This is a genomic window from Parapusillimonas sp. JC17, from assembly GCF_052180245.1.
Lineage (GTDB): Bacteria > Pseudomonadota > Gammaproteobacteria > Burkholderiales > Burkholderiaceae_B > Parapusillimonas.
The window spans coordinates 3784341-3804485 of record NZ_CP197474.1 but is presented as its reverse complement, the minus strand read 5'-3'; the positions used below and the strand labels follow the sequence as shown (position 1 = coordinate 3804485).

Annotated in this window: 23 protein-coding genes; 9 read left to right on the top strand and 14 right to left on the bottom strand. The window is 60.9% G+C overall.

The features are described from left to right. The first annotated feature begins 2 nt into the window (after window positions 1-2). The 5 genes from trbL to ACSBPU_RS18405 are packed head-to-tail and all read left to right on the top strand — an operon-like array spanning window position 3 to window position 4504. Window positions 3-1247 carry a P-type conjugative transfer protein TrbL gene (gene trbL, locus ACSBPU_RS18425; protein ID WP_442593261.1) on the top strand — a complete coding sequence of 415 codons (1245 nt, stop codon included), beginning with the start codon at window positions 3-5 and terminating at the stop codon, window positions 1245-1247. Window positions 1248-1258: 11 nt separating this feature from the next. Continuing rightward, a complete protein-coding gene (gene trbF / locus ACSBPU_RS18420) occupies window positions 1259-1963 on the top strand; it encodes a conjugal transfer protein TrbF (protein ID WP_442593260.1) in 705 nt (234 codons plus the stop codon). Beyond that, complete coding sequence (trbG, locus tag ACSBPU_RS18415; RefSeq protein ID WP_442593259.1) at window positions 1960-2952, top strand: P-type conjugative transfer protein TrbG; 993 nt, start codon at window positions 1960-1962, stop codon at window positions 2950-2952. The genes trbF and trbG overlap by 4 nt, the downstream gene beginning before the upstream one ends. Window positions 2953-2954: 2 nt before the next feature. Next, window positions 2955-4265, top strand: coding sequence for a TrbI/VirB10 family protein (locus tag ACSBPU_RS18410; protein ID WP_442593258.1), 1311 nt, complete (start codon window positions 2955-2957; stop codon window positions 4263-4265). Further along, window positions 4262-4504 (top strand): DUF2274 domain-containing protein, encoded by a 243-nt coding sequence (locus tag ACSBPU_RS18405; protein WP_442593257.1) that lies wholly within the window; start codon window positions 4262-4264, stop codon window positions 4502-4504. The genes ACSBPU_RS18410 and ACSBPU_RS18405 overlap by 4 nt, the downstream gene beginning before the upstream one ends. 96 nt (window positions 4505-4600) lie before the next feature. Here the strand turns inward: ACSBPU_RS18405 and ACSBPU_RS18400 are convergent, their stop codons facing one another. Further along, on the bottom strand, window positions 4601-5125 hold the full coding sequence (locus ACSBPU_RS18400; protein ID WP_442593256.1) for a rhodanese family protein: 525 nt from the start codon (window positions 5123-5125) through the stop codon (window positions 4601-4603). A gap of 25 nt (window positions 5126-5150) precedes the next feature. Next, window positions 5151-5450 (bottom strand): ArsR/SmtB family transcription factor, encoded by a 300-nt coding sequence (locus ACSBPU_RS18395; RefSeq protein WP_228255684.1) that lies wholly within the window; start codon window positions 5448-5450, stop codon window positions 5151-5153. A gap of 87 nt (window positions 5451-5537) precedes the next feature. On the opposite strand from ACSBPU_RS18395, the gene ACSBPU_RS18390 reads away from it, so the two are divergent. Then, the gene (locus ACSBPU_RS18390; protein WP_442593255.1) at window positions 5538-6410 is read left to right on the top strand and encodes an MBL fold metallo-hydrolase; all 873 of its coding nucleotides are present in this window, start codon (window positions 5538-5540) and stop codon (window positions 6408-6410) included. Window positions 6411-6859: 449 nt separating this feature from the next. Beyond that, window positions 6860-7162, top strand: coding sequence for a helix-turn-helix transcriptional regulator (locus tag ACSBPU_RS18385; RefSeq protein WP_442593254.1), 303 nt, complete (start codon window positions 6860-6862; stop codon window positions 7160-7162). A gap of 8 nt (window positions 7163-7170) precedes the next feature. Here ACSBPU_RS18385 and ACSBPU_RS18380 read toward each other — a convergent pair whose 3' ends face one another. The 3 genes from ACSBPU_RS18380 to ACSBPU_RS18370 all read right to left on the bottom strand — a co-directional run bounded on the left by ACSBPU_RS18380 (window position 7171) and on the right by ACSBPU_RS18370 (window position 9209). Further along, window positions 7171-7506, bottom strand: coding sequence for a helix-turn-helix domain-containing protein (locus tag ACSBPU_RS18380; protein ID WP_442593253.1), 336 nt, complete (start codon window positions 7504-7506; stop codon window positions 7171-7173). After that, window positions 7499-7852 carry a type II toxin-antitoxin system RelE/ParE family toxin gene (locus tag ACSBPU_RS18375; protein ID WP_442593252.1) on the bottom strand — a complete coding sequence of 118 codons (354 nt, stop codon included), beginning with the start codon at window positions 7850-7852 and terminating at the stop codon, window positions 7499-7501. Before ACSBPU_RS18375 ends, ACSBPU_RS18380 begins: the two co-directional genes overlap by 8 nt. A 73-nt stretch (window positions 7853-7925) precedes the next feature. After that, window positions 7926-9209 (bottom strand): tyrosine-type recombinase/integrase, encoded by a 1284-nt coding sequence (locus ACSBPU_RS18370; RefSeq protein ID WP_442593251.1) that lies wholly within the window; start codon window positions 9207-9209, stop codon window positions 7926-7928. 144 nt (window positions 9210-9353) lie between these two features. Between ACSBPU_RS18370 and ACSBPU_RS18365 the strand changes: the two genes are divergently transcribed. Continuing rightward, window positions 9354-9521, top strand: coding sequence for a hypothetical protein (locus ACSBPU_RS18365; protein ID WP_442593250.1), 168 nt, complete (start codon window positions 9354-9356; stop codon window positions 9519-9521). Between the two features lie 532 nt (window positions 9522-10053). Here ACSBPU_RS18365 and ACSBPU_RS18360 read toward each other — a convergent pair. Genes ACSBPU_RS18360 through ACSBPU_RS18340 form a run of 5 tightly spaced genes read right to left on the bottom strand, consistent with a single transcriptional unit; the run spans window position 10054 to window position 15375 of the window. Continuing rightward, window positions 10054-12096: a nitric oxide reductase activation protein NorD gene (locus ACSBPU_RS18360; RefSeq protein ID WP_442593249.1), complete on the bottom strand. Its 2043-nt coding sequence runs from the start codon at window positions 12094-12096 to the stop codon at window positions 10054-10056. A gap of 15 nt (window positions 12097-12111) precedes the next feature. Then, on the bottom strand, window positions 12112-13041 hold the full coding sequence (locus ACSBPU_RS18355; protein ID WP_442593248.1) for a CbbQ/NirQ/NorQ/GpvN family protein: 930 nt from the start codon (window positions 13039-13041) through the stop codon (window positions 12112-12114). Further along, on the bottom strand, window positions 12941-14326 hold the full coding sequence (locus ACSBPU_RS18350) for a cbb3-type cytochrome c oxidase subunit I (RefSeq protein WP_442593247.1): 1386 nt from the start codon (window positions 14324-14326) through the stop codon (window positions 12941-12943). The genes ACSBPU_RS18355 and ACSBPU_RS18350 overlap by 101 nt, the downstream gene beginning before the upstream one ends. A 45-nt stretch (window positions 14327-14371) precedes the next feature. After that, window positions 14372-15235: a c-type cytochrome gene (locus ACSBPU_RS18345; protein ID WP_442593246.1), complete on the bottom strand. Its 864-nt coding sequence runs from the start codon at window positions 15233-15235 to the stop codon at window positions 14372-14374. 14 nt (window positions 15236-15249) lie between these two features. After that, window positions 15250-15375 (bottom strand): hypothetical protein, encoded by a 126-nt coding sequence (locus tag ACSBPU_RS18340; protein WP_281389378.1) that lies wholly within the window; start codon window positions 15373-15375, stop codon window positions 15250-15252. Between the two features lie 249 nt (window positions 15376-15624). Between ACSBPU_RS18340 and htpG the strand changes: the two genes are divergently transcribed. Beyond that, window positions 15625-17529: a molecular chaperone HtpG gene (htpG, locus tag ACSBPU_RS18335; RefSeq protein ID WP_442593245.1), complete on the top strand. Its 1905-nt coding sequence runs from the start codon at window positions 15625-15627 to the stop codon at window positions 17527-17529. A 155-nt stretch (window positions 17530-17684) separates the two neighbouring features. Here the strand turns inward: htpG and ACSBPU_RS18330 are convergent, their stop codons facing one another. The 4 genes from ACSBPU_RS18330 to ACSBPU_RS18315 form a co-directional block, all read right to left on the bottom strand. Next, window positions 17685-18305: an RraA family protein gene (locus ACSBPU_RS18330; protein WP_442593244.1), complete on the bottom strand. Its 621-nt coding sequence runs from the start codon at window positions 18303-18305 to the stop codon at window positions 17685-17687. A gap of 125 nt (window positions 18306-18430) precedes the next feature. Further along, window positions 18431-19012, bottom strand: coding sequence for a 1,6-anhydro-N-acetylmuramyl-L-alanine amidase AmpD (ampD, locus tag ACSBPU_RS18325; RefSeq protein ID WP_442593243.1), 582 nt, complete (start codon window positions 19010-19012; stop codon window positions 18431-18433). Next, entirely contained in the window at window positions 19009-19257 is a 249-nt protein-coding gene (locus tag ACSBPU_RS18320; RefSeq protein ID WP_442593242.1) for a PP0621 family protein, read from the bottom strand. Before ACSBPU_RS18320 ends, ampD begins: the two co-directional genes overlap by 4 nt. 1 nt (window position 19258) lies before the next feature. Beyond that, window positions 19259-20116, bottom strand: a complete 858-nt coding sequence (locus ACSBPU_RS18315; RefSeq protein WP_442593241.1) for a cytochrome C assembly family protein — start codon at window positions 20114-20116, stop codon at window positions 19259-19261. Window positions 20117-20145: the final 29 nt, after the last annotated feature.

Below are 20145 nucleotides of genomic sequence, written 5' to 3'. Positions count from 1 at the left end.
CCATGAATGACGTGGCGGTGATCGACCGTTTTCTCGCTACCTTTGCGCAGTACATCGACTCGGGGTTCGGGTTGCTGCAAGGTGATGTGGCGTTTCTCACCGCCACCCTCGTTGTCATCGACATGACGCTGGCCGGCCTGTATTGGGCAATGGGTCACGCCAGCGGCCAGGGCGATGACGTGATCGCCAAGCTGCTGCGCAAGGTGCTTTACGTCGGCGCCTTTGCCTACATTATCGGCAATTTCAACGCGCTGGCTGGGATCCTGTTCCGCTCGTTCGCGGGACTGGGGCTGATGGCCTCGGGCTCGTCGTTGAGCATGGGTAACTTTCTGCAGCCCGGGCGGCTGGCCAAGACCGGCATTGATGCCGCCGCGCCGATTCTGGAGCAGATCGGCGACATGGCGGGCTTTCCCCAAGTATTCGCCAACATCGACCCCATCGTGGTGCTGTTCCTGGCCTGGACGGTGGTGGTGCTGAGCTTCTTCGTGCTCGCCATCCAGCTTTTTGTGACGTTGATCGAGTTTAAGCTGACCACACTTGCCGGCTTTGTGCTGGTGCCGTTTGCCCTCTGGAACAAAACCTCGTTTCTTGCCGAGAAGGTGCTGGGCAATGTGGTGTCTTCAGGGGTAAAGGTGCTGGTGCTGGCCGTGATCGTTGGCATTGGCAGCGGCTTGTTTGCCGAGTTCCAGGTGCATCCCGATGAGCCGTCCATCGACTATGCGCTGGTCATCATGCTGGCCTCGCTCTCTTTGCTGGCGCTAGGGATCTTCGGGCCGGGCATCGCTACGGGGCTTGTCTCCGGCGGGCCGCAGTTGGGCGCGGGCTCCATGGCCGGTGCCGCCGTGGGTGCTGTCGGGACTGCGGTTGCCGTCGGTGCGGCCGCCACAGGGGTCGGTGGTGCGGTGGCGGCAGGCGCGCGCATGGTCCCGGGTGCCGCCCGCATGACATCCGGCGCAGCGCGCTCCATCGGTTCAAGCGCGGGCAGCATTCGGTCGGCCTTCCAGACAGGTGCGGCGAGTGGTGGCCTTAAAGGAACGGCGGGGGTGACTTCCGCTTCTGGCGCCGGGATGGGTGCGTCCGGTGTTGCGTCATCTGAAACAGCCGGCACCGCACAACCGGCCTGGGCCAAGCGCCTGCACCGCCGACAACAACTGACGCAAGCCGCCACGACTGCTGCCCACGCTCTACGCGGTGGGGATGGCGGCGGCACGGGCCAAGGTCCGAGTCTTCGTGATGCCGATTCATAAGGAGAAAAACCATGCGTTTCAAACGACCGCAGGTGCGCTATGCCGAGACACCGCAACCTGCAACCCCATATCAATCCGCCGCCCAGGTCTGGGATAACCGGATCGGTTCGGCTCGCGTACAGACCAAAAACTGGCGGCTGATGGCCTTCGGCTGCCTGCTGCTCGCGCTATTCATGGCCGGTGGCCTGGTGTGGCGCTCGATGCAGTCCACGATCGTTCCCTATGTAGTGGAGGTCGATAGCCTGGGGAATACGCGGGCGGTCGGCAAAGCTACAGAACCCTACAGCCCGAAGGAGGCTGAGATCGTTACGCATCTTGAACGCTTCATCAAGCTTGTTCGCTCGCTTTCTATTGACCCCGTGGTAGTGAGGGATAACTGGCTTGAAGCCTACCGCTACACGACGGATCGCGGTGCCGCCGTACTGAACGAGTATGCACGGCAGAACAGTCCTTTCGCAAAAGTGGGTAAGGAGTCCACAACTGTGGAGGTCTATAGCGTGGTTCGAGCCAGCGACATGACCTTCAACATTCGCTGGATTGAACGGCACTACGCCAACGGCGCTCTTGCGTCCACGCAGCGCTGGTCTGCCGTCGTCACGCTTGTCCATAAGGCGCCGAAAACAGAGGACGAACTGAGAAAGAATTCCTTGGGCCTGTATGTTCATGGATTGTCCTGGAGTCGAGATTTGAACGTGTCGGAAGGAGCACAGCCATGATTAATGTTGTCCGCATGTGGGTTGCCCCCTTAACCCTGATCATCCTCGCTGGGTGCGCTACGCACGGCGAGCCACCACCAGCCATTTCGCTCGATGAGCCGGTAGCCGCCGAGCTGCTGCCCGAACCACCCAGCCCGGTCGAAGTGATTGCCGTGCCCGAACCGCTGGCGCTGCCGGCGCAACTGAAACCCTTGCCGGGCTCGGACGCGGGCAAGTCCACGCCCGAGCCCGCCGATGAAACCGTCCGGGTGTCCCGAGCCAATGCCGAAGCGCGGATTGCGCCCACACGCGAAGGTTATGTCAATGCCATTCAGGTCTGGCCCTATAGCGATGGGGCGCTTTATCAGGTCTATACCGGCGTGGGCCGCGTAACGGTGATTGCGCTGCAGCCCGGCGAGGAGCTGGTGACGGTGGCCGCCGGCGACACCGTGCGCTGGATCGTGGGCGATACGTCCAGCGGCAGTGGCGCGGACTTGCGCGTGAATGTGCTGGTCAAGCCTATCCGCTCAGGCCTGAAAACGAACCTCGTCATCACCACCAATCGCCGGACCTATCTGCTGGAACTGACGTCCACCGAAAAGACATGGATGGCGTCGGTGTCTTGGGAGTACCCGAAGGATCGGATGCTAGCCTTGCACCGCCAGAACCGGGCCGCGCAGGCTGGCGCGCCCGTCGATACCGGGCTGGCGCTGGAGAGCCTGCGCTTTCGGTACGCAGTCAGCGGCAGCAATCCGCCCTGGAAACCGCTGCGCGCCTTTGATGACGGACAGAAGGTCTATATCCAGTTTCCTGCAGGGATTGCTCAAGGGGAGCTGCCACCGCTCTTTGTGATCGGTGCTGAGGGCGACGGTCAACTGGTCAACTATCGCTTCCGTTCGCCGTACTACATCGTGGATCGACTCTTTGGCGCAGCCGAACTGCGTCTGGGCGGTGATCGAGGCGACGTGGTGCGCATAGAGCGTACCGATGGCGTGGCGCGGAGAGACTGAGTATGAGTGAGGAACACAGATCCGAACAAGCCACGCCACTGGCGACGGATAAGGTGGCCCCTGAAACCGTGGCGCTGCGCGCACGGCCACGGCCCGTCACGCGACTAAACCGTCGCATGCTCGCCCTCCTGGTGGGAGGGCTGTCGGCGGCGGTCTTGGGTGCCACCATATGGTCACTGCAACCGCAGCGGCGCGGCGCGGGCGAGCACACTGAGCTGTACAACGTCGACCGGGTGTCCAAGTCGGAAGGGTTGGACATCTTGCCCGCTGACTATTCCATGCTGTCGGCCCCGGACGTGCCGTCCGATGTACCGGAGCTCGGGCCGCCCCTGCCGGGCGACCTGGGGCCGGCCATCGTGAATAGTCAGCAGCCGGCGGTTGCCACCTATGCGCCGCCGGGGGTTGACGCGCAAGCTGCCGAACGCGAAGCGCGGCGTAAGGAAGCAGAAGCAGCAGCCGCTTCACCTGTATTCTTCCGCACCGGCCAGGGCCAGTCCGGCCAGCCCACGGTAACGGCTGCGCAGGCGATGCCTGTCGCGCCCGGAATGGATGGTTCCTTAGCTGCGTTCGACCCGTTGGCCGCAGGGCCAGCCTCGACGGAGGCGCAATCTACCGATCCCACTGCGGCACAGAACCGGCAAGACCAGAAAGAAGCCTTCCTGCAATCCGGTTCTACGCAAACCCGTAATTCTGGGGATTTGCAAATGCCGGCCTCGCCGTATCAGGTTATGGCGGGGACTGTAATCGCCGCTGCGCTGGTTACGGGCATCAAGTCTGACCTTCCGGGGGATGTGATCGGCACCGTGACTGAACCTGTCTACGATTCCGCGACCGGAAAGCACCTGTTGATTCCCCAAGGTTCGCGCATCCTGGGGCGCTACAACAGCCAGGTCAGCTATGGGCAAAGCCGGGTGCAGGTCGTATGGCATCGGGTCATCCTGCCTGATACGTCCTCATTGACGCTGGATAACCTAGTTGGTGCCGACCCGACTGGGTTCGCCGGTCTGGAAGACGATGTGGACTGGCATTGGAATCGCATCATAGGCGGTGCCGTGCTGACGACGCTCTTGGGCGTCGGAGCCGAGTTGGCCGCGCCGGAAAACCGGCAGGACGGCAACCGTGTCATCATCGCCGGACGCGACAGCGCCCAAGACAACATCAATCAGGTTGGCCAGGAAATGACCCGGCGCAACATGAATATTCAGCCGACCCTGACCATCCGCGCCGGCTTGCCGGTGCGCATCATCGTCAATCGCGATCTGGTGCTGCGGCCGTACCAGCCACTGTTCTTCAACAAGGGAGCATCACAATGAGCACCACCCGAAAACTGCGGCTGGGACCGCTTCCCAAGACTGAAACTGTCAAGGTAACCTTCGTATGTCCGGCCAGCCTGAAAGCCGATCTCGACCGCTATGCAGCGTTACACACGCAGACTTACGGGAAAACCGTGAGTACAGTGACGTTGATCCCGCACATGCTGGAGGCGTTCATAGCGGGAGATCGTGGGTTTAGAAGAGGTGGCGAATGGAGCAGCAGGGAGAAAAATGGCTGATTTGATGCCTTTTGCGAGTGCAGTGCGCCAGTCACATAGAAACGTCGGAAAGACAGGAGCGTGGTGATAAGATGCCTGGAGGCAGACGTATCCAGCCTAGCCGGCCACAGCCTTACGATTCCATGGCATACGCATCAACAGGCTGGCCATCCCGCAGAATCCAGATACACCAGCAAACACCAGGCCAGCGCCGATGGTTGCCGACAGCGCATGAAACCAGGGCGAGACTGTGGCGCCCAGCACAGCGCCCAACAGGACCAGCGAGCCTGCCGTAATCTGCACCTGGCGCTGCAACTCCATCGGCTGGGAAGTATCTGTCACCACGGGCAGCCCTGCCTTCTTCCAGGCATCGAGTCCCCCGTCCAGTACATAAGCCTCGCAGGCCGCACATGCGCTGAGTGTCTGAGCATTCATACGTGTGCGATTGCCGGAACGGCAGTGAAAGATGAGGCCCGCCGTGGCGTCGAGCGGTGCTGAGCTTTTCAGATCTTCCATGGGGACGTGGCGTGCGGCGGCGATGTGCTCGCGAGCATATTCGTTCGCTGCACGGATGTCGATCAGGATTGCACCGTGACTTATAAGGTCGCGGGTTTCTTGGGGGGAAATAGACTTTAAAGACATGAAAATTGACTCCGGACAGTCGGGTTCAGGGGCAGAAAATAGCCTTGAGTGTGGCAATGAGGGTGGCCACGTTTGGGTTGTCGATCCGATAATGCAGCGTTTGTGCCTCTCGGCGGAACGTCACTAGGCCCTCTTCGCGCATCTTGGCCAGATGCTGGGACAGCGCGGATTGGCTCAAGGGTACGTATTCATGCAGCGCACCTACCGTCATTTCCCCATGCTCGATCAGTAAACAGAGGGTCAACAGGCGGTGCTCATTGCCGACGGTTCGTAACATGGCAGCCGCCTGCTTCGCTCCGTCTTGTAGGAACTGCTTGTCTTTCATAGTCACAATCACAATTTATTTCGTATTTTTCTAATTTAGCATAAACTAATATATATTCAAGACTCCGTACCCCTGGATGGACAAGTTATGTTTCCTGCCGCTGACATTCAGTCCTTCTTCGATGAAGCCACCAATACGGTGAGCTATCTAGTTTCTGACCCATCCACCCGCCAAGCCGCCATCATTGATCCGGTGCTGGATTACGACCACCGCAGCGGCAAGGCTTCCACCACCTCTGCTGATCGCATGCTGGCCGCCGTCCATGCGCGTGAACTGCAGATTGCATGGATTCTTGAGACCCATGCGCATGCGGACCACCTGAGCGCAGCGCCTTACCTCAAAACTCGTACAGGTGCGCCTGTCGCTATCGGTGAGCATATTCGCGACGTACAGCGGATTTTCCGTCCAGTGTTTAACCTGGACGATGTTTCCTGCGACGGCAGCGAGTTCGACCGGCTGTTTCGCGATGGCGAAACCTTCCACATCGGTGCGCTGACCGTAGAGATTATGCATACGCCAGGCCATACGCCTGCCTGCGTGTCGTACCGTATCGGTGACGCTGTGTTCGTGGGGGACACCTTGTTCATGCCTGATTACGGCACGGCTCGCGCTGACTTTCCAGGCGGTAGCGCATACATGCTGTACCTGTCGATTCGTCGGCTTCTGGCGTTGCCGCCAAAAACGCGTCTGTTCATGTGCCACGACTACAAGACTCCGGGGCGCACCGAGTATGCGTGGGAATCGACCGTTGCCGAGCAGTGCCAGAGCAATGTGCATGTGCGCGATGGCGTGGGTGCCGAGGCATTTATCGGGATGCGCCAGTCTCGCGATGCCTCACTTCCGGCCCCCACGCTGCTGCTGCCTTCCATTCAGGTCAACATCCGTGCGGGCCGCTTGCCGGAGGCTGAATTCAACGGCGTGCGCTACCTCAAGATCCCCGTCAGTTTGACCGAGGGATAGGCCAGCTTCCTCTTTTGGTTGTGATCGAGCGATAGGGTAAAGCGGCGAGAGACGGTGCGGCTGAGGTGGCAAGTATCAGCTTCCCACATGCGACGCACCAGGCGGTCCTGAGCATCGAAGAAGAAGGTAGTAGAGAGACCGCATGATCCAAGTTCTTGCATGGCCAGCGACGGGACAAGCAGCACGTCCGGCAAGTGCAGTCCCATTTTTCTGGAAGAGCGCGAGTGTGCTGTAATTTTCGCCTTCGTTGAGTATGGCGAAGGTGACATCTGGGCATGTTCGCTGTTTCTATTGCGACCGAGTACGTTACAGCAAGCCTTCTCGAACTTCAAGACGCGCCTCACGGTAGCATAAGGTCCAGCCCACCTTGCCGTACTTTGCTGTAGCACTCTCCAGTGAGTTTTGCTGCATGATACGGTCAGGCATCCTATAGGTGCTATCGGAGACCTATGGGAGCAGTTATGTCACAGTCAGATGTTGTCGAAAAACTCGGCCAGCCTGAACCAGCCTTTTACCGCATGGCGGACGTGTTACGGATTACAGCCTTGAGCCGTTCAAGTCTTTACCGTCGTATTGCATCAGGGGATTTTCCCGCTCCTGTATCGCTCGGTGGACGAGCTAAAGGATGGCGGCGCGCGGCATTATTGGAATGGATCGAAGATCCGGTGAGCTATCGGCCACTAACCCATTGTGTGGAGGAAACCAGCTCCGCTGGTGGCCGTGTCAGGCGTGTTGCAGCGGCCACATCCTAGTCATCGACTTAGGCGTGGGTCAACACCAGATGACCGATTGGCTCTGCCGTCTCGCGCACACGAATTTCAATGTCATAGCCCAGACGGTTCAGGCAGTCCATCAGCTTGCGCTCGGAGAAATTCGAAAACTCGCCACGTAGCAAGCTCGACACCTTGGGTTGGGTCAGACTCATGCGCTTCGCCGCTTCGGCTTGCGTCAGCCCGCGTTCGCGGATGGCTTTGGCAATTTCGACGGTCAGACCAGACTTGATCTGTAGTTTGTCGGCACCAGGCAGGCCCAGGTCGGCAAACACGTTCCCCGAACTGGCTTCGACCTCAATCCCTTCAATGATGCGTTTATTCATTTCTCAACTCCTGCGCGACGGTTGCGGCGGCCTTCATGCGCTGACGAATGATGTCCATATCAGGCTTGGGTGTTTCAATACCTCGCTTGCTCTTCTTTTGAAAAACGTGCAGTACGAATATGGCTTCAGCGAAACGCACGGTGTACACAGTCCGGTAAGTGCCGCCAGTATGGTCTTCGACAATTTCCAGTACGCCAGCACTGCCAAAACCCTTCAACACTTTCGCTGCTTCGTGCTGTTCGCCGCGCTGGGCGGTGTCGAGCGCATGGCCGAAGAACTTTCGTACGGCCACCGGCAGAGCCAACAGGTCTTTCTTACTGCTGCCAAGCCAGAAAAGCGGCTTCATGGTGGAAGGCTCCATGTGAATATACCATTTCTGGGATGCTCTGGGTTACTATGGAAAACCAAGCAGGCTTGGACTACGCACGCTTGAGCCAGAGGACGTTTTCCGCAAGTTTGGGCATTTTTCCCGCCTCCAGCTCATCCAGAAAATCCGCCCACTGCTGCACCATCACTTTGCGCTGAGCCAAGAAGGTGGCGCGGTCGTAGCTGGCACCCAGTTCTTCTTTCGACACGTGCGCCAGGTGGCGTTCGATGACGTCCGATTCCCAGCCAAGATATTCTCGGATCATCGTGCGTGCGGTGGCCCGAAAGCCATGGCCCGTGATTTGTTCCTTGGTGTCGTACCCCAGCGTGCGCAAAGCCGAGTTGATCGTGTTTTCGCTGATATAGCGTGATTTGTCAGAGCGCCTGGCCATGTTGGGGAACACAGGGCCGGACGGGCCGGTAATCGGCAGCAGATCCTCTAGAATCCGTCGCGCCTGGCGTGACAGGGGCACAATATGCGCAGGGGTGCGGCTATCGCGTTTCTGCCACTCGCGCATCTTCATGTTCTCTGGCGGGCAGCGCCACAGTCCCTTTTTGAGATCGACATCTTCCCAATGTGCCAGGCGCAGCTGGCCGGGCCGCTGGAAGACCAGGGGCGCCAAGCGCAAGGCGGCAACGGAAATGAAGTTGCCGGAGTAGGCGCGCATGTCCCTCAACAGTTGGCCCAGTAGTTGCGGGTCAGTGATGGCGGCGTAGTGACGGCCGCGTGGTGTTGGCAAGCCACCCGTACGGTTGTTGACGAAGTTCTGGGCCGGTTCCAGTACGCCGGTATCTACAGCGTACTGATAGACATGCTGGACGGCCTCGCGGACACGCTGTGCCGTTTCCAGGTTGCCACGATCCTTGATGCGATGCAGGCATCGAACGATTTCCGGGGGCCTGATGGTCTCCATTGCTTTGTCACCTACCCAGGGAAATACGTGAATCTCCAGGTGGCGAGTGACCTTGCTTTTGTAGCCGGCAGACCAGACGCGATCCTTGCTGGCACTTTCGAGCCAGGCGCGCGCCATCAGCTCGAAAGTATTCATCTTGGCGATCTTGGCTTGCTCTTGCTGCTCACGTCGGGCGTCCTGCGGGTCGATGCCTTGGGCGCGTAGCGCGTTCGCCTCTCTGGTGAGTTCACGTGCCATTGCGAGGGTCACGGTGGGGTAGGCGCCCAGGCCGATCTTGATTTGCTTCGTACCGGATTTGTACCGATAGAGCCAGCTCTTGCTGGATGCGCGCACGCGAAGGTAGAGGCCATCGCCGTCACTGAACATCTGTTCTTTGACGCTGGGCGAGAGGGTGCGGATCTTCAGGTCAGTCAAGAATCCCATAGGTGTACCCCTGCAAAAAGAAAACTGGGTACAACTAGTCTAGGGTACACCTTGGGGGGCACGCAACGTTGGGATTTGCTGAAACTTGATGGAACCTCATGGGTTAGGTTTCTAACCTAACCGCATGATTTCCTTGAGAATTTGGTGCAACTTGAACGTGTCTGGAACAAGCCGTTGGTGCCCGGGGCCGGAATCGAACCGGCACGCCTTGCGGCGGGGGATTTTCTTCCCACTTCGGCTTTCGCCGCCGCCATGCTTGCGCATGACGTTCGTGGTCTGGAGCACGCCTTCACCATAGCTTTTCAGCCTTAGGTGCCCGCCGTCTGCTCTCTACACCTTCCGAGGAACCTTTCGGCTCCAAGGCTTGGCTCGGCATTAGCTCGGACTTGCGTCCAGGGCCTTCACCGAGTTTGACGGGCTTCACCTCTGAGGTTTCCCTCGGAGGGCTCAAATTTGGTCTGAGTCCCCTGCGTCTACCAATTTCACCACCCGGGCAAAATCGTGAAGCAGTGTACAACAACTACTACCTCGTACTACCTGTCTGGAGCCACCATGATGGCTGTTGGCTCCTATATGGCTCCTAGACCGAAAAAACGGCCTTCTGTCTAAGAACCCTAAAACCTTCAAAACCCTTGCCTGGCGCGGCTTTGACGACGTTTTCAGAGGGCTGTATATAGGTAGAAGTGCCTATTTTTGAGTCCCCTGCGTCTACCAATTTCACCACCCGGGCACTTCAAGTAGTCGCCCCGAAGAACTCGGGGCGTGGCAAGAAGGCGTAATTATACGCAGACTCTAAAAATTTTGCATTCCTGCTCCGGCCCTTCAGTTCAGCTAACACCCACCCCTACCGCGACACCAACCGCTTCATCCAATCCAGCAACACCACCGGCAACGCCTCAGGCCGGCTCAACAAGGCATACTGCCTTTCCCCAAATACCCTGGGCAGATACGACGCCGCCTGCCGGTCTATCGTCAGGCAGAAGGGGAAGATCCCTTGCGCCTTGGCTTCGTACACAGCGCTGCGCATGTCTTCCACGCCGTACCTGCCTTCGTAGTGGTCCTCGTCATTCGGCTTGCCGTCCGACAGCAGGAGCAACAGCCTGTGCTGCGCCTGTTGTTTCATCAGCTCCGCAGTGGCGTGGCGCAATGCGCCGCCGGCGCGGGTGTAGTACTGGGGTTCCAGGCCGGCGATGCGGCGAGCGATGTCGTTGTCGTAGGCTTCGGTAAAGGATTTGATGGGGTAGATGCTGACGTTGGGTGCGCCTTGGCCGGAGAAAGCCAGGATGCTGTAGGGTTCGCCCATGCTTTCCAGGGCGATGGCCACCAGCAGCAGGGCTTCGCGCTCTACGTCGATGATGCGTTTGCTGGTGGCCAGCCAGGAATCGGTGGATCCGCTGATGTCCACCAGCAGGGTAATGGCCATGTTGCGGGTCTGGGGACGTTGCTGGCGGTACAGGGCCTGGGGCATGGGCAGGCCGGCGCGGGCTTCGGCGGCACCGTCTATGCAGGCGTCCAGATCTATGTCTTCGCCGTCCATCTGGCGGCGCAGCCATTGGCGTTCGGCGCGCAGGATCTCGAAGCGTTTGCGTATGGTGTCCAGCATACTGCGGTAGCTGGTCAGTGTGGCGTCTATCCAGGCTTGGGGGCCGGGGTCGGCCGCCATCAGGTGGACCAGGGCGCCGGGGTGGCGGTAGCCGTTCTGGCGATAGTCCCATTCGGGGTAGGTGAGCAATTGGCGGGCGGTTTGTGTGTTGGTCTGCGCCACTTTGCTGCGCTGGTCGGGCGGGTCGTCCGAGATCAGGACTTCCTTGGGCTTGCCGGGGGTGGATACCAGTCTCGCTTCGGGCAGTTCGGACAAGGCATCGGCGAACTCGTCGGCGGGTGTGTCTTCGTCGCGGTCGGCGGGGCGCTGCATGCCCATGGGGTCTTCGGCTTTCTCCAGTGGTGCGTTGGTCTGCACCATCCAGACGCCGGGCTTGTCGTCGTCTTCGTCTTCTTTGGCTTGGCGTTGTTTGGGACGACGCGGCATGCGGGCGCTGCGGGGCGTCTGGTCGGACTCCTGGTTCTGATCGTGGCCTGGCGAGTCTGCCGGGGATGCGGTCGCGCCGTCTGCTGCGATCAGGTCGCCGGTCCAGAAGTCCTTGATCAGGGCGTGAGTGTGGGGCGCTTTGCCAGGCTGGCGGTCGTCCAGGTCTTTGACTAGCTGCCGGGCGAGACTCAGTGATTCCTGTGGGGCGATGCAGTTGGGCAAGTCCTGGGAGGTGGTATTCGCTACACCCACAGGTTGGATCAACAGGCTCTGCAACCATTGTTCCAACGGGCGGCATGACTCGGGAAGCTGACGTATGTCGGGCCGCGCTTGCATCGCCCAGTGCCGCAGTCGGTTCAGCGATGCTGCCATGCCGGGCAAGTGTCGGGCCAGTTCCCGGTCGCAGGCCTGGGCTTCCAGGATCAGGTACAGGGCGCGTACGCGCGGGTCGGGATCCCGGCCGGCCAGCGCTGGGCTGCCGCGTTGGGCGCGCATGGCTTGTTGCAGGGCCAGGCAGCGGTAGCGCTCTATAGCGATGCCATGGTCGGTGGTCTGCAGGTCGGCGGGCAGCCAGATGGACCTGCCGTCGGTGGCGGGCAGGGCGCTGCGGCCAGGGGTCACGTCTTGCCGCCGGAATATCTTGAGCAGCAGGCTGGGGATGGCCGGCGCCTGGGCAATCCTCAGTGGGTAGTGAGTATTGAAGACGGCGCCAATCAACAGGTTCAGGCGGTGGGCGACGTCGGCAAGGCCCAGTGGGCGAGGGGTGTCGGGTTTGCCGCGATGGCGCTGCCACAGGTCGCGGGCATAGATGGTGGCGTGACGGGCCGCATCGGTGATGACGTCTTCCGCTTCAGCCATGTTGTTGCCCGGGGGTCACGGAAAGGTCAGGTCGACCAGGTCGTTCATGGCGGCCAGCAGGGATGCGTCGTCCGACAGGGGCGACACCAGGGCGACTTGGCAGGCGCGCTTGATGGGGATGCCGCGGGCAATGAGGTGGGCGGTGGCGACCAGCAGGCGGGTGCTGGGCACTTCGGCCAAGCCGCGGTCCTGCAAGGCGCGCAGCTTGTGGGCCAGGGCGACCAAGGCATGGGCGGTGTCGGCCGGCACGCCGCTTTCCTGGGTGATGATCTGGGCTTCACGGTCGGCGGGCGGAAAGTCGAAGTCCAGGGCAACAAAACGCTGCCGTGTGCTGGGCTTCAGGTCTTTCAGCATGCGCTGGTAGCCCGGGTTATAGGACACCACCAGTTGGAAGCCGGGCGCGGCGTCGATGACTTCGCCGGTCTTGTCTATGGGCAGCTGGCGGCGGTAGTCGGTAAGGGGGTGCAGGACGACGATGGTGTCCTGCCGGGCTTCGACGACCTCGTCCAGGTAGCAGATGGCGCCGTTGCGCACGGCGGTGGTCAGCGGGCCGTCTTGCCAGACGGTGCTGTCGTGCCGGATCAGGAAGCGGCCGATGAGGTCGCTGGCGCTGAGGTCGTCGTGGCAGGAAATGGTGATCAGCGGGCGTTGCAGGCGCCAGGCCATGTGCTCCACAAAGCGCGTTTTGCCGCAGCCGGTGGGCCCCTTCAGCATGACCGCCAATTTGTTGTGGTGGCACTGTTCGAACAGTGCCACCTCGTCGGCTGCAGGCAGGTAATAGGGCGGTTCCTGGCTGCCCTCTCGCCTATCCAGCCTGGCCACGGCGTTGGACTGCTCGGCCACGTCAGGCGCTCCGGCCGCTGGCCAGGCCGCCAGCGTGGTGGTGGTCGGTAGCGTCCAATTCTTGTATGGGCTCCAGTCGCGGCGCATGCCGGAAGAAGTCATAGATGAACAAGCCGACGCCCACGGCAAACAGCGAGGCGGTGGCGACCAGCATCAGGAAGTGCACTTGTATTTTCAGTTGCACGTCCAGGTAGCCGATGCCCAGCACGCGTTCCAGATAGACCTGACCGATGCCCGCGGTGGCGAAGGACAGCGTCATGCCGAACATGCCGGCGATCTGCAGCCAGAAGGCCCAGTAGCCGATGGGCGTGCCTTGGTCGCTGCGGCCCACGGTGAGGCTGGGCTGCGCATAGCTGATGACGGCCATGACGATCATGGCGTAGGCGCCATAGAAGGCGGCATGCCCGTGCATGGCGGTGATCAGGGTGCCGTGCGTCCATTTGTTGATGTCGGGGAAGGTGTGCGCCAGGCCCAGCAGGCCGGCGCCAAACAGGGTGAACACGGCGCTGCCTATGGTCCAGTGCAGGGCCAGCCCGTTGGGGTGGCGAACGCCGGTGCGCCGCATGGCAAAGTAGGCGTACATGGCCATGCCGACCAGGGCGACGGGTTCCAGCGCGCTGAAGAATCCGCCCAGGGGCAGCCAATACGAAGGCACGCCGACCCAGTAATAGTGGTGGGCGGTGCCCAGTATGCCCGCAATGAAGACGAGGCCCACGATGACGTACAGCCATTTTTCAAGCACTTCGCGGTCGGCGCCCGACAAGCGGATGAGCAGGTAGGCCAGGAAGGAGCCCTGGATCATTTCCCATACGCCTTCTACCCAAAGGTGGATGGTCCACCAGCGGTAGTAGATGGAGACGATGTAGTTCTCGTAGTGCAGCAGCGCCGGCAGGTACAGCACGGCCGAGCTGCCCAAGCCCAGCAGCAGCACGCCTTCGGTGGTGGTGAAGCGGCCGGACTTCTTGATGGTCATGCCGATGTTGTATAAAAAGATCAGCATGCACACGACGATGACCAGCTTGTGGGGCAGCGGTTGTTCCAGCAGCTTGTTGCCCGTGCCGTAGCGGAAGAAATAGCCGATGATGGCGGTGACGCCCATGATGGCCCAGAGGATGAGCTGTATGTAGGCAAGCTTGACGCTATGCAGCTCGGAACGGGATTCGTCGGCGATGATCCAGTAGGTGGCGCCCATGAAGCCCGTCAGCACCCATACGATCAGCAGGTTGGTGTGGATGGTCTTGGTGACGTCGAAGGGCATGATGTTCAGCAGCGGGTCGGGCCCCAGGTACTTGGCGGCCGACAGCAGCCCGAAGACGAGTTGCAGCCCGAAGAGAATCAGGGCTAGCGCGAAATACCAGTATGCGACGGATTGAGAGCGGTAACGCATGGCGACTCCTGTTTTGCTTGAGGCGGTGCTGGTGTATGGCCTTCGTTATTTGAAGGAGGCCAGGTACGCAACCAATTGATCGATCTGTTCCGGCGTCAAGTCCTTGCCATAGGTGGTGGGCATGAAGGACACCCCATTGGCGGAATACATGGGCCCAGGGTGCAGATAGGCGCTGGGCTCCACGATGGACTCGTGTATGAACTCTTCGACCGTCTTGGCCTTGCCTTTGTAGTCGGGCGATGCCATGGTTTTTTCCGCGGTGGCGGCAATGTTGGCCAGGGTGGGCCCCGCCAGGTTGACGCCCGGCGCGGTGGAGTGACAGGCGGCACAGGTCGGCACGGCCGACCGGAACAGGGCTTCGCCCAGGGCGATGGGGTCGTTGGCCGAGGTAACGGGCCGCGCGGCGGGGGGCTGTCCCGTGGCAGCATCGCCGCCGGCCTGTTGCTGCGCAAGGCTAAGGTCGGTGCCCGGGATGGAGCCGCCTGTTACCAGGATGGGGCGGGGCGGCCAACCTTGGTTGTCTACCTTGCTTACCCAATCCATGAAGGCGATCAGGTCTTCGATTTCCTGGTCGCTGAGATTCTGGTTGGGCATGAGCCGTCGATGGGTTTGCTCGTCGTAGAACTGCGACGGGTCTTTAAGAAAGGCGGTCAGGTAGGGCGCGCCGCGGTGCTGGGTGATCTTGGTGAGGTCGGGCGCATAGTAGGCGCCTTCGCCCAGTATGGTATGACAGTTGATGCAGTTGTTGCGGTGCCAGGCATCCTGGCCGCGCACGACGGCGTCCGTGATCTGGTCAGAGTTGGTCAGCTTGGGAAACTGGCGATGGCTGTCTACCGTAAGCACCAGGAAGATCAGCGATGCAATGGCGGTCGACGCGATGGCGAATACGCGGGTTTGACGTTTATTCATCGTAGTCTCCGCGGTCAGACGCCGATGCCGGACCAGTATGCGACCCCGATGGTACAGGCGTACCCGATGGCCACGACCATCAGTACCAGAACCACACGGCTCACTATTTTCAGGATATTGAAAAGCGTATGCGCCTGCATGATGGAACTCCTTGCTACGGGCAATGAACCAGTGAACAAGACGGACTTATTTCATGTACTGTCAGTCGTGGCATCAACCGTACACGTTCTATTTCAAGTTTGTTGTAACCGTATGTATATATTTCAGCCTGCTCGCCCTTGAAAAACGGAGAGCGAGTCCCCATTGTGAAAAGGATCCCTTGTGGAAACGGTCGGCGCGCGATAGACGTCCGTCTTTTTTTGAACATTCCTCTTCATCAGGTTGCGACCATGACTCAAACAGAAACACCTCCACAGTCAGAAACCTTGGGCTTTCAGGCGGAAGTGAAGCAATTGCTTCATTTGATGATCCACTCGCTGTACAGCAACAAGGAAATCTTCCTGCGCGAACTGGTCTCCAATGCTTCGGATGCCTGCGACAAGCTTCGGTTCGAGGCCATCGACAATCCCGATCTGTATGAAGGCGACGGCGAACTGCGCATACGCGTCGAATACGACACGGACAAGAAGACCATTACGGTGTCCGACAACGGCATCGGCATGACCCGCGACGAAGCGATCGCGAACCTGGGAACGATCGCGCGTTCCGGCACCAAGGAATTCTTTTCCCAGCTCACGGGCGACAAGCAAAAGGACGCCCAGCTCATTGGGCAATTCGGGGTGGGTTTTTATTCGTCCTTCATCGTGGCCGGAAAGGTATCGGTGCTGAGCCGCCGCGCCGGCGCGCCCGAAACCGAAGCCATCATGTGGGAATCCGACGGGCAGGGCCAATTCTCGGTCACGCCGGTCGAGAAGGCCGACCGGGGAACGTCGATCACGCTGTACCTGCGCGACGACGAAGCGGAATTCGCCGGCGGCTGGAAGCTGCGCGAAGTGCTGCGCCGTTACTCCGATCATATTTCCCTGCCCATCCAGATGCTCAAGGAAGAATGGGACAGCGAAAAGTCGGAGCAGGTCAAGAAGGCCGAATGGGAGACCATCAACCAGGCCAGCGCCTTGTGGACGCGTTCCAAGTCGGACATTACCGATGAGCAGTATCAAGAATTCTACAAGCACGTCGCCCACGACTTCGACGGTCCGCTGGCCTGGACGCACAATCGGGTAGAGGGCCGCAGCGAATATACGCAGCTGCTGTACGTTCCGAAGCGCGCGCCCCTGGATCTCTGGGACCGCGAAGGCCGGCGCGGCGTGAAGCTGTACGTGAAGCGCGTCTTCATCATGGACGACGCCGAACAACTGTTGCCGGCCTACCTGCGTTTCGTGCGGGGCGTGATCGACTCGGCCGACCTGCCGCTCAACGTATCGCGCGAGATCCTCCAGGAAAGCCGCGACGTGCGCGTGATCCGCGAGGGTTCATCCAAGCGCGTGCTGTCGCTGCTGGAAGACCTGGCCGAGAACAAGACGGAAGACTACACGGTGTTCTGGGAGCAGTTCGGCCAGGTGCTGAAGGAAGGCACGGGCGAAGATCCGTCCAACCGCGAGCGCATCGCCAAGCTGCTGCGCTTTGCGTCCACGCACAACGACAGCCCGGCGCAGACCGTGTCGCTGGCCGACTACGTATCGCGCATGAAGGAAGGTCAGGACAAGATCTACTACGTCAGCGCCGAAACCTATTCGGCGGCCAGCAACAGCCCGCACCTGGAAATCTTCCGCAAGAAGGGCCTGGAAGTGCTGCTGCTGTCCGATCGGGTGGACGAATGGATGCTGTCCTACCTGCGCGAGTTCGAAGGCAAGCCTCTGGCTTCGATCGCCAAGGGCGGGTTGGATCTCGATTCGCTGGCGGACGAGGAAGAAAAGAAACACCAGGCCGAAGTCGCCGAAACCTTCAAGCCATTGGTCGAGCGTCTGAAGACGGCGCTGGAAGGCAAGGTGAAGGATGTGCGCGTCACGGGCCGCCTGGTGGATTCCCCTGCTTGCGTGGTGGTCGACGAGCACGAGCTCAGCCCGCATCTTCTGCGCATGCTGCAGGCCGCCGGCCAGAGCGCGCCCGAGGTCAAGCCTATTCTGGAAATCAATCCGGAACACGGCCTGATCGGCAAGGTGCAGGCAGCGTCGGACGATGCGTTCAATGAGTGGGCCCAGGTGCTGCTGGATCAGGCCATGCTGGCCGAAGGCGGCGGCCTGGCGGACCCGGCTGCGTTCGTGAAGCGCATGAACAAGTTGTTGATGGGGTGAGAAAAAGGTCGGGCCCGATAGGGTTCGACGCTGATGGATGAAGGGTCAGACCCCGCATGGGGTCAGACCCTGTATCGCTTGAATTGGGGTCAGACCCTGGGCCGCACGAGTTGGGGTCAGACCCCGTACGGGGTCTGACCCCTCGCCCCATCCGCTTACTTTGCGTAGGCGTTGGTGTACGTGCCGTTCGCGATGGAAGCCAGCATCTCGGCTTCTTTCTTTTCCTGGGCGCGCACGGCCACGAGCAGTTCTTTGGCGCCTTCCACGGGGAAGGCCACGATGCCGTCGCCGTCGCCCACGACGATGTCGCCGGGGTTCACGACCATGCCGCCTACGGACACGGATACGTTGATTTCACCGGGGCCGTTCTTGTAGGGGCCGCGGTGGATGGCTGTCTTGGCGAACACGGGGAAGGTGTCTGTGGCAATGACGTCTACGTCGCGGATGGCGCCGTCGATGACGAAGCCCACCGCGCCGCGGGATTTGGCGATGGCTGCCATGATTTCGCCGATCACTGCGCGGCTTTCGTCGCCGCCGCCGTCCACGATGATGAAGTCGCCCGGCTGGATCAGGTCCAGCGCCTTGTGCACGGTGGCGTTGTCGCCGGCGCGGGTCCGCACGGTCAGGGCGCGTCCGGCCACGGCCGAGGTGCAGCGATGAAAGGGCCGTATGCCGACGGCGCCCGGTTCGCGCGCCAGGTTGTCGCTGATGATGGCGGTCGACGAGCTCGCATAGGCTTCGACGAGCTCGTTGATTTCATTTTGTGTGATCGACATGGGGTTGTATCCGTCCATTGTTTGAATGTGTGCTGCTAATTCTATGAAGCCCGATCATTTCTAAAAAGCGATAAATAAGCATGGCCCTTCATCGCTTTCTGGAATGATGGATATGCGCTCGGCGGTCAGGCTGGCGGCAGCTGCCTGCGCAGCCAGCCGCCTTCCCGGCCGTAGCGGCTCCAGTCGAAGGCCGGTCCAGGGTCCGTCTTGCGGCCGGGGGCGATATGTTCATGGCCTCGCACAGCCTTCAGCGGATGCCGGGCACGCAAAGCGGCCACCAATCGCTTGGCGCTGGCGTATTGTTCATTGGTGTAGGGCTGGGTGTCCGTGCCTTCCATTTCGATGCCGATCGAAAAATCATTGCAGCGTTCGCGTCCCTCGAAGCGCGACACGCCGGCATGCCAAGCTCGCAGATGCGTGGCGACGAACTGCACGATCCGGCCGTCCCGCCGCACAAGGAAGTGCGCGGAAACCTTCAATCCACGCAGCCTGGGAAGCCAGGGGTGCGCATCGTAGTCCAGCCGGTTCAGAAAGAGATCGATGACTTCCGTGCCGCCAAACTGGCCGGGAGGAAGGCTGATGTTGTGCATGACGAGCAGGGTTGCGTCCTGGCCCGGCGGGCGTTCATCATGATTGGGCGAAGGCGCCAGGACGACGTCGGCCGACGGCCGCAGCCAGCCGTGCCGGTCCAGCGACAATGTGCTCACTGCTTGGAGCCCAGGCGGGCGTGTTCCTGGCTGCACCAGGTCCGGCCCTCGATCAGCGTGGCCTCGGAGCGGGGCAGGTGTATGCCGCAGTGTTCGCAGCGGACCATGGATTCGGGTTTGGCGTTGGGACGCGGCGTGTCGGAGCGGTTTCCATCCACCCGGCTTCTTTCGTTATGGCGGGCCAATACGCGGGCGACCATCAAGGCGGCGAGGATGAGAACGATCCAGAATAATACTTTTCCCACTTCAGCCCCGCTGCAGAATCACGTCGATGACAAAACGGCTGCCGCTGTACGACAGCAATAAGAAGGCGAACCCGACCAGGGTCCAGCGCAGTGCGATGCGGCCGCGCCACCCGCGTGTGTAGCGGCCCAGCAGCAGGCCGCCGAAGGTGAACCAGGACAGCAGCGTGAACAGGGTCTTGTGGTCCATGGGAACCAGGTTGGTGGTAAGCCGTATGGATACGATGGCGCCGGTGATGACGGTGAGCGTGAGAATGGCGAAGCCGAACCAGATCAGCCTGAACAGCAGGACTTCCTGCACCAGCAGCGGCGGCATGGAGTCCAGGGCGCGCCCCATGATGCTGCGGCTGGCTTCGGGCTCCACCGGCCGGTGGAGCTGGCGGTCGAGCGCGGCCATGAGGATGGCCTGCAGCGCCGCAACGGTGATGAGGCCGTAGGCGGTGAGGGCGATAAGCAGGTGCAGGCGCAACCATTCGCCGGCCTGGGCGACCTGGTGCCCGCCGGGAAAAAGGCCCGCAAGCAATGTCGCGACCGCGGACGCCGGCAGTAAAATGAGCAGCAGGCCGTCGATGCGCATGACGAAGCTTTCCAGCCAGAACACGACCATGCCCAGCCAGATGGCGGCGGACAGGGCCAGCGCCCAGCCCAGGTAGATGCCATGGCTGCCCGGCAATATCGTTTGTGCCAGGCCCGCGCCGTGCAGGGCGATGGCGCCCGCCAGGCAGACGCGCCGGACCTTTCCGGCCGACACGGCCCCGCCTTCGTGGTTGGCCCGGTTCGACCATAATGGCTTCCATAGCGACCCCGCCAAAATGGCGTACGCCGCGGCGGCCAGCAAGTGAAATACAATGCCTGAAGACATAGTCCCTTAACGTTCTGGTTGGCAGACTA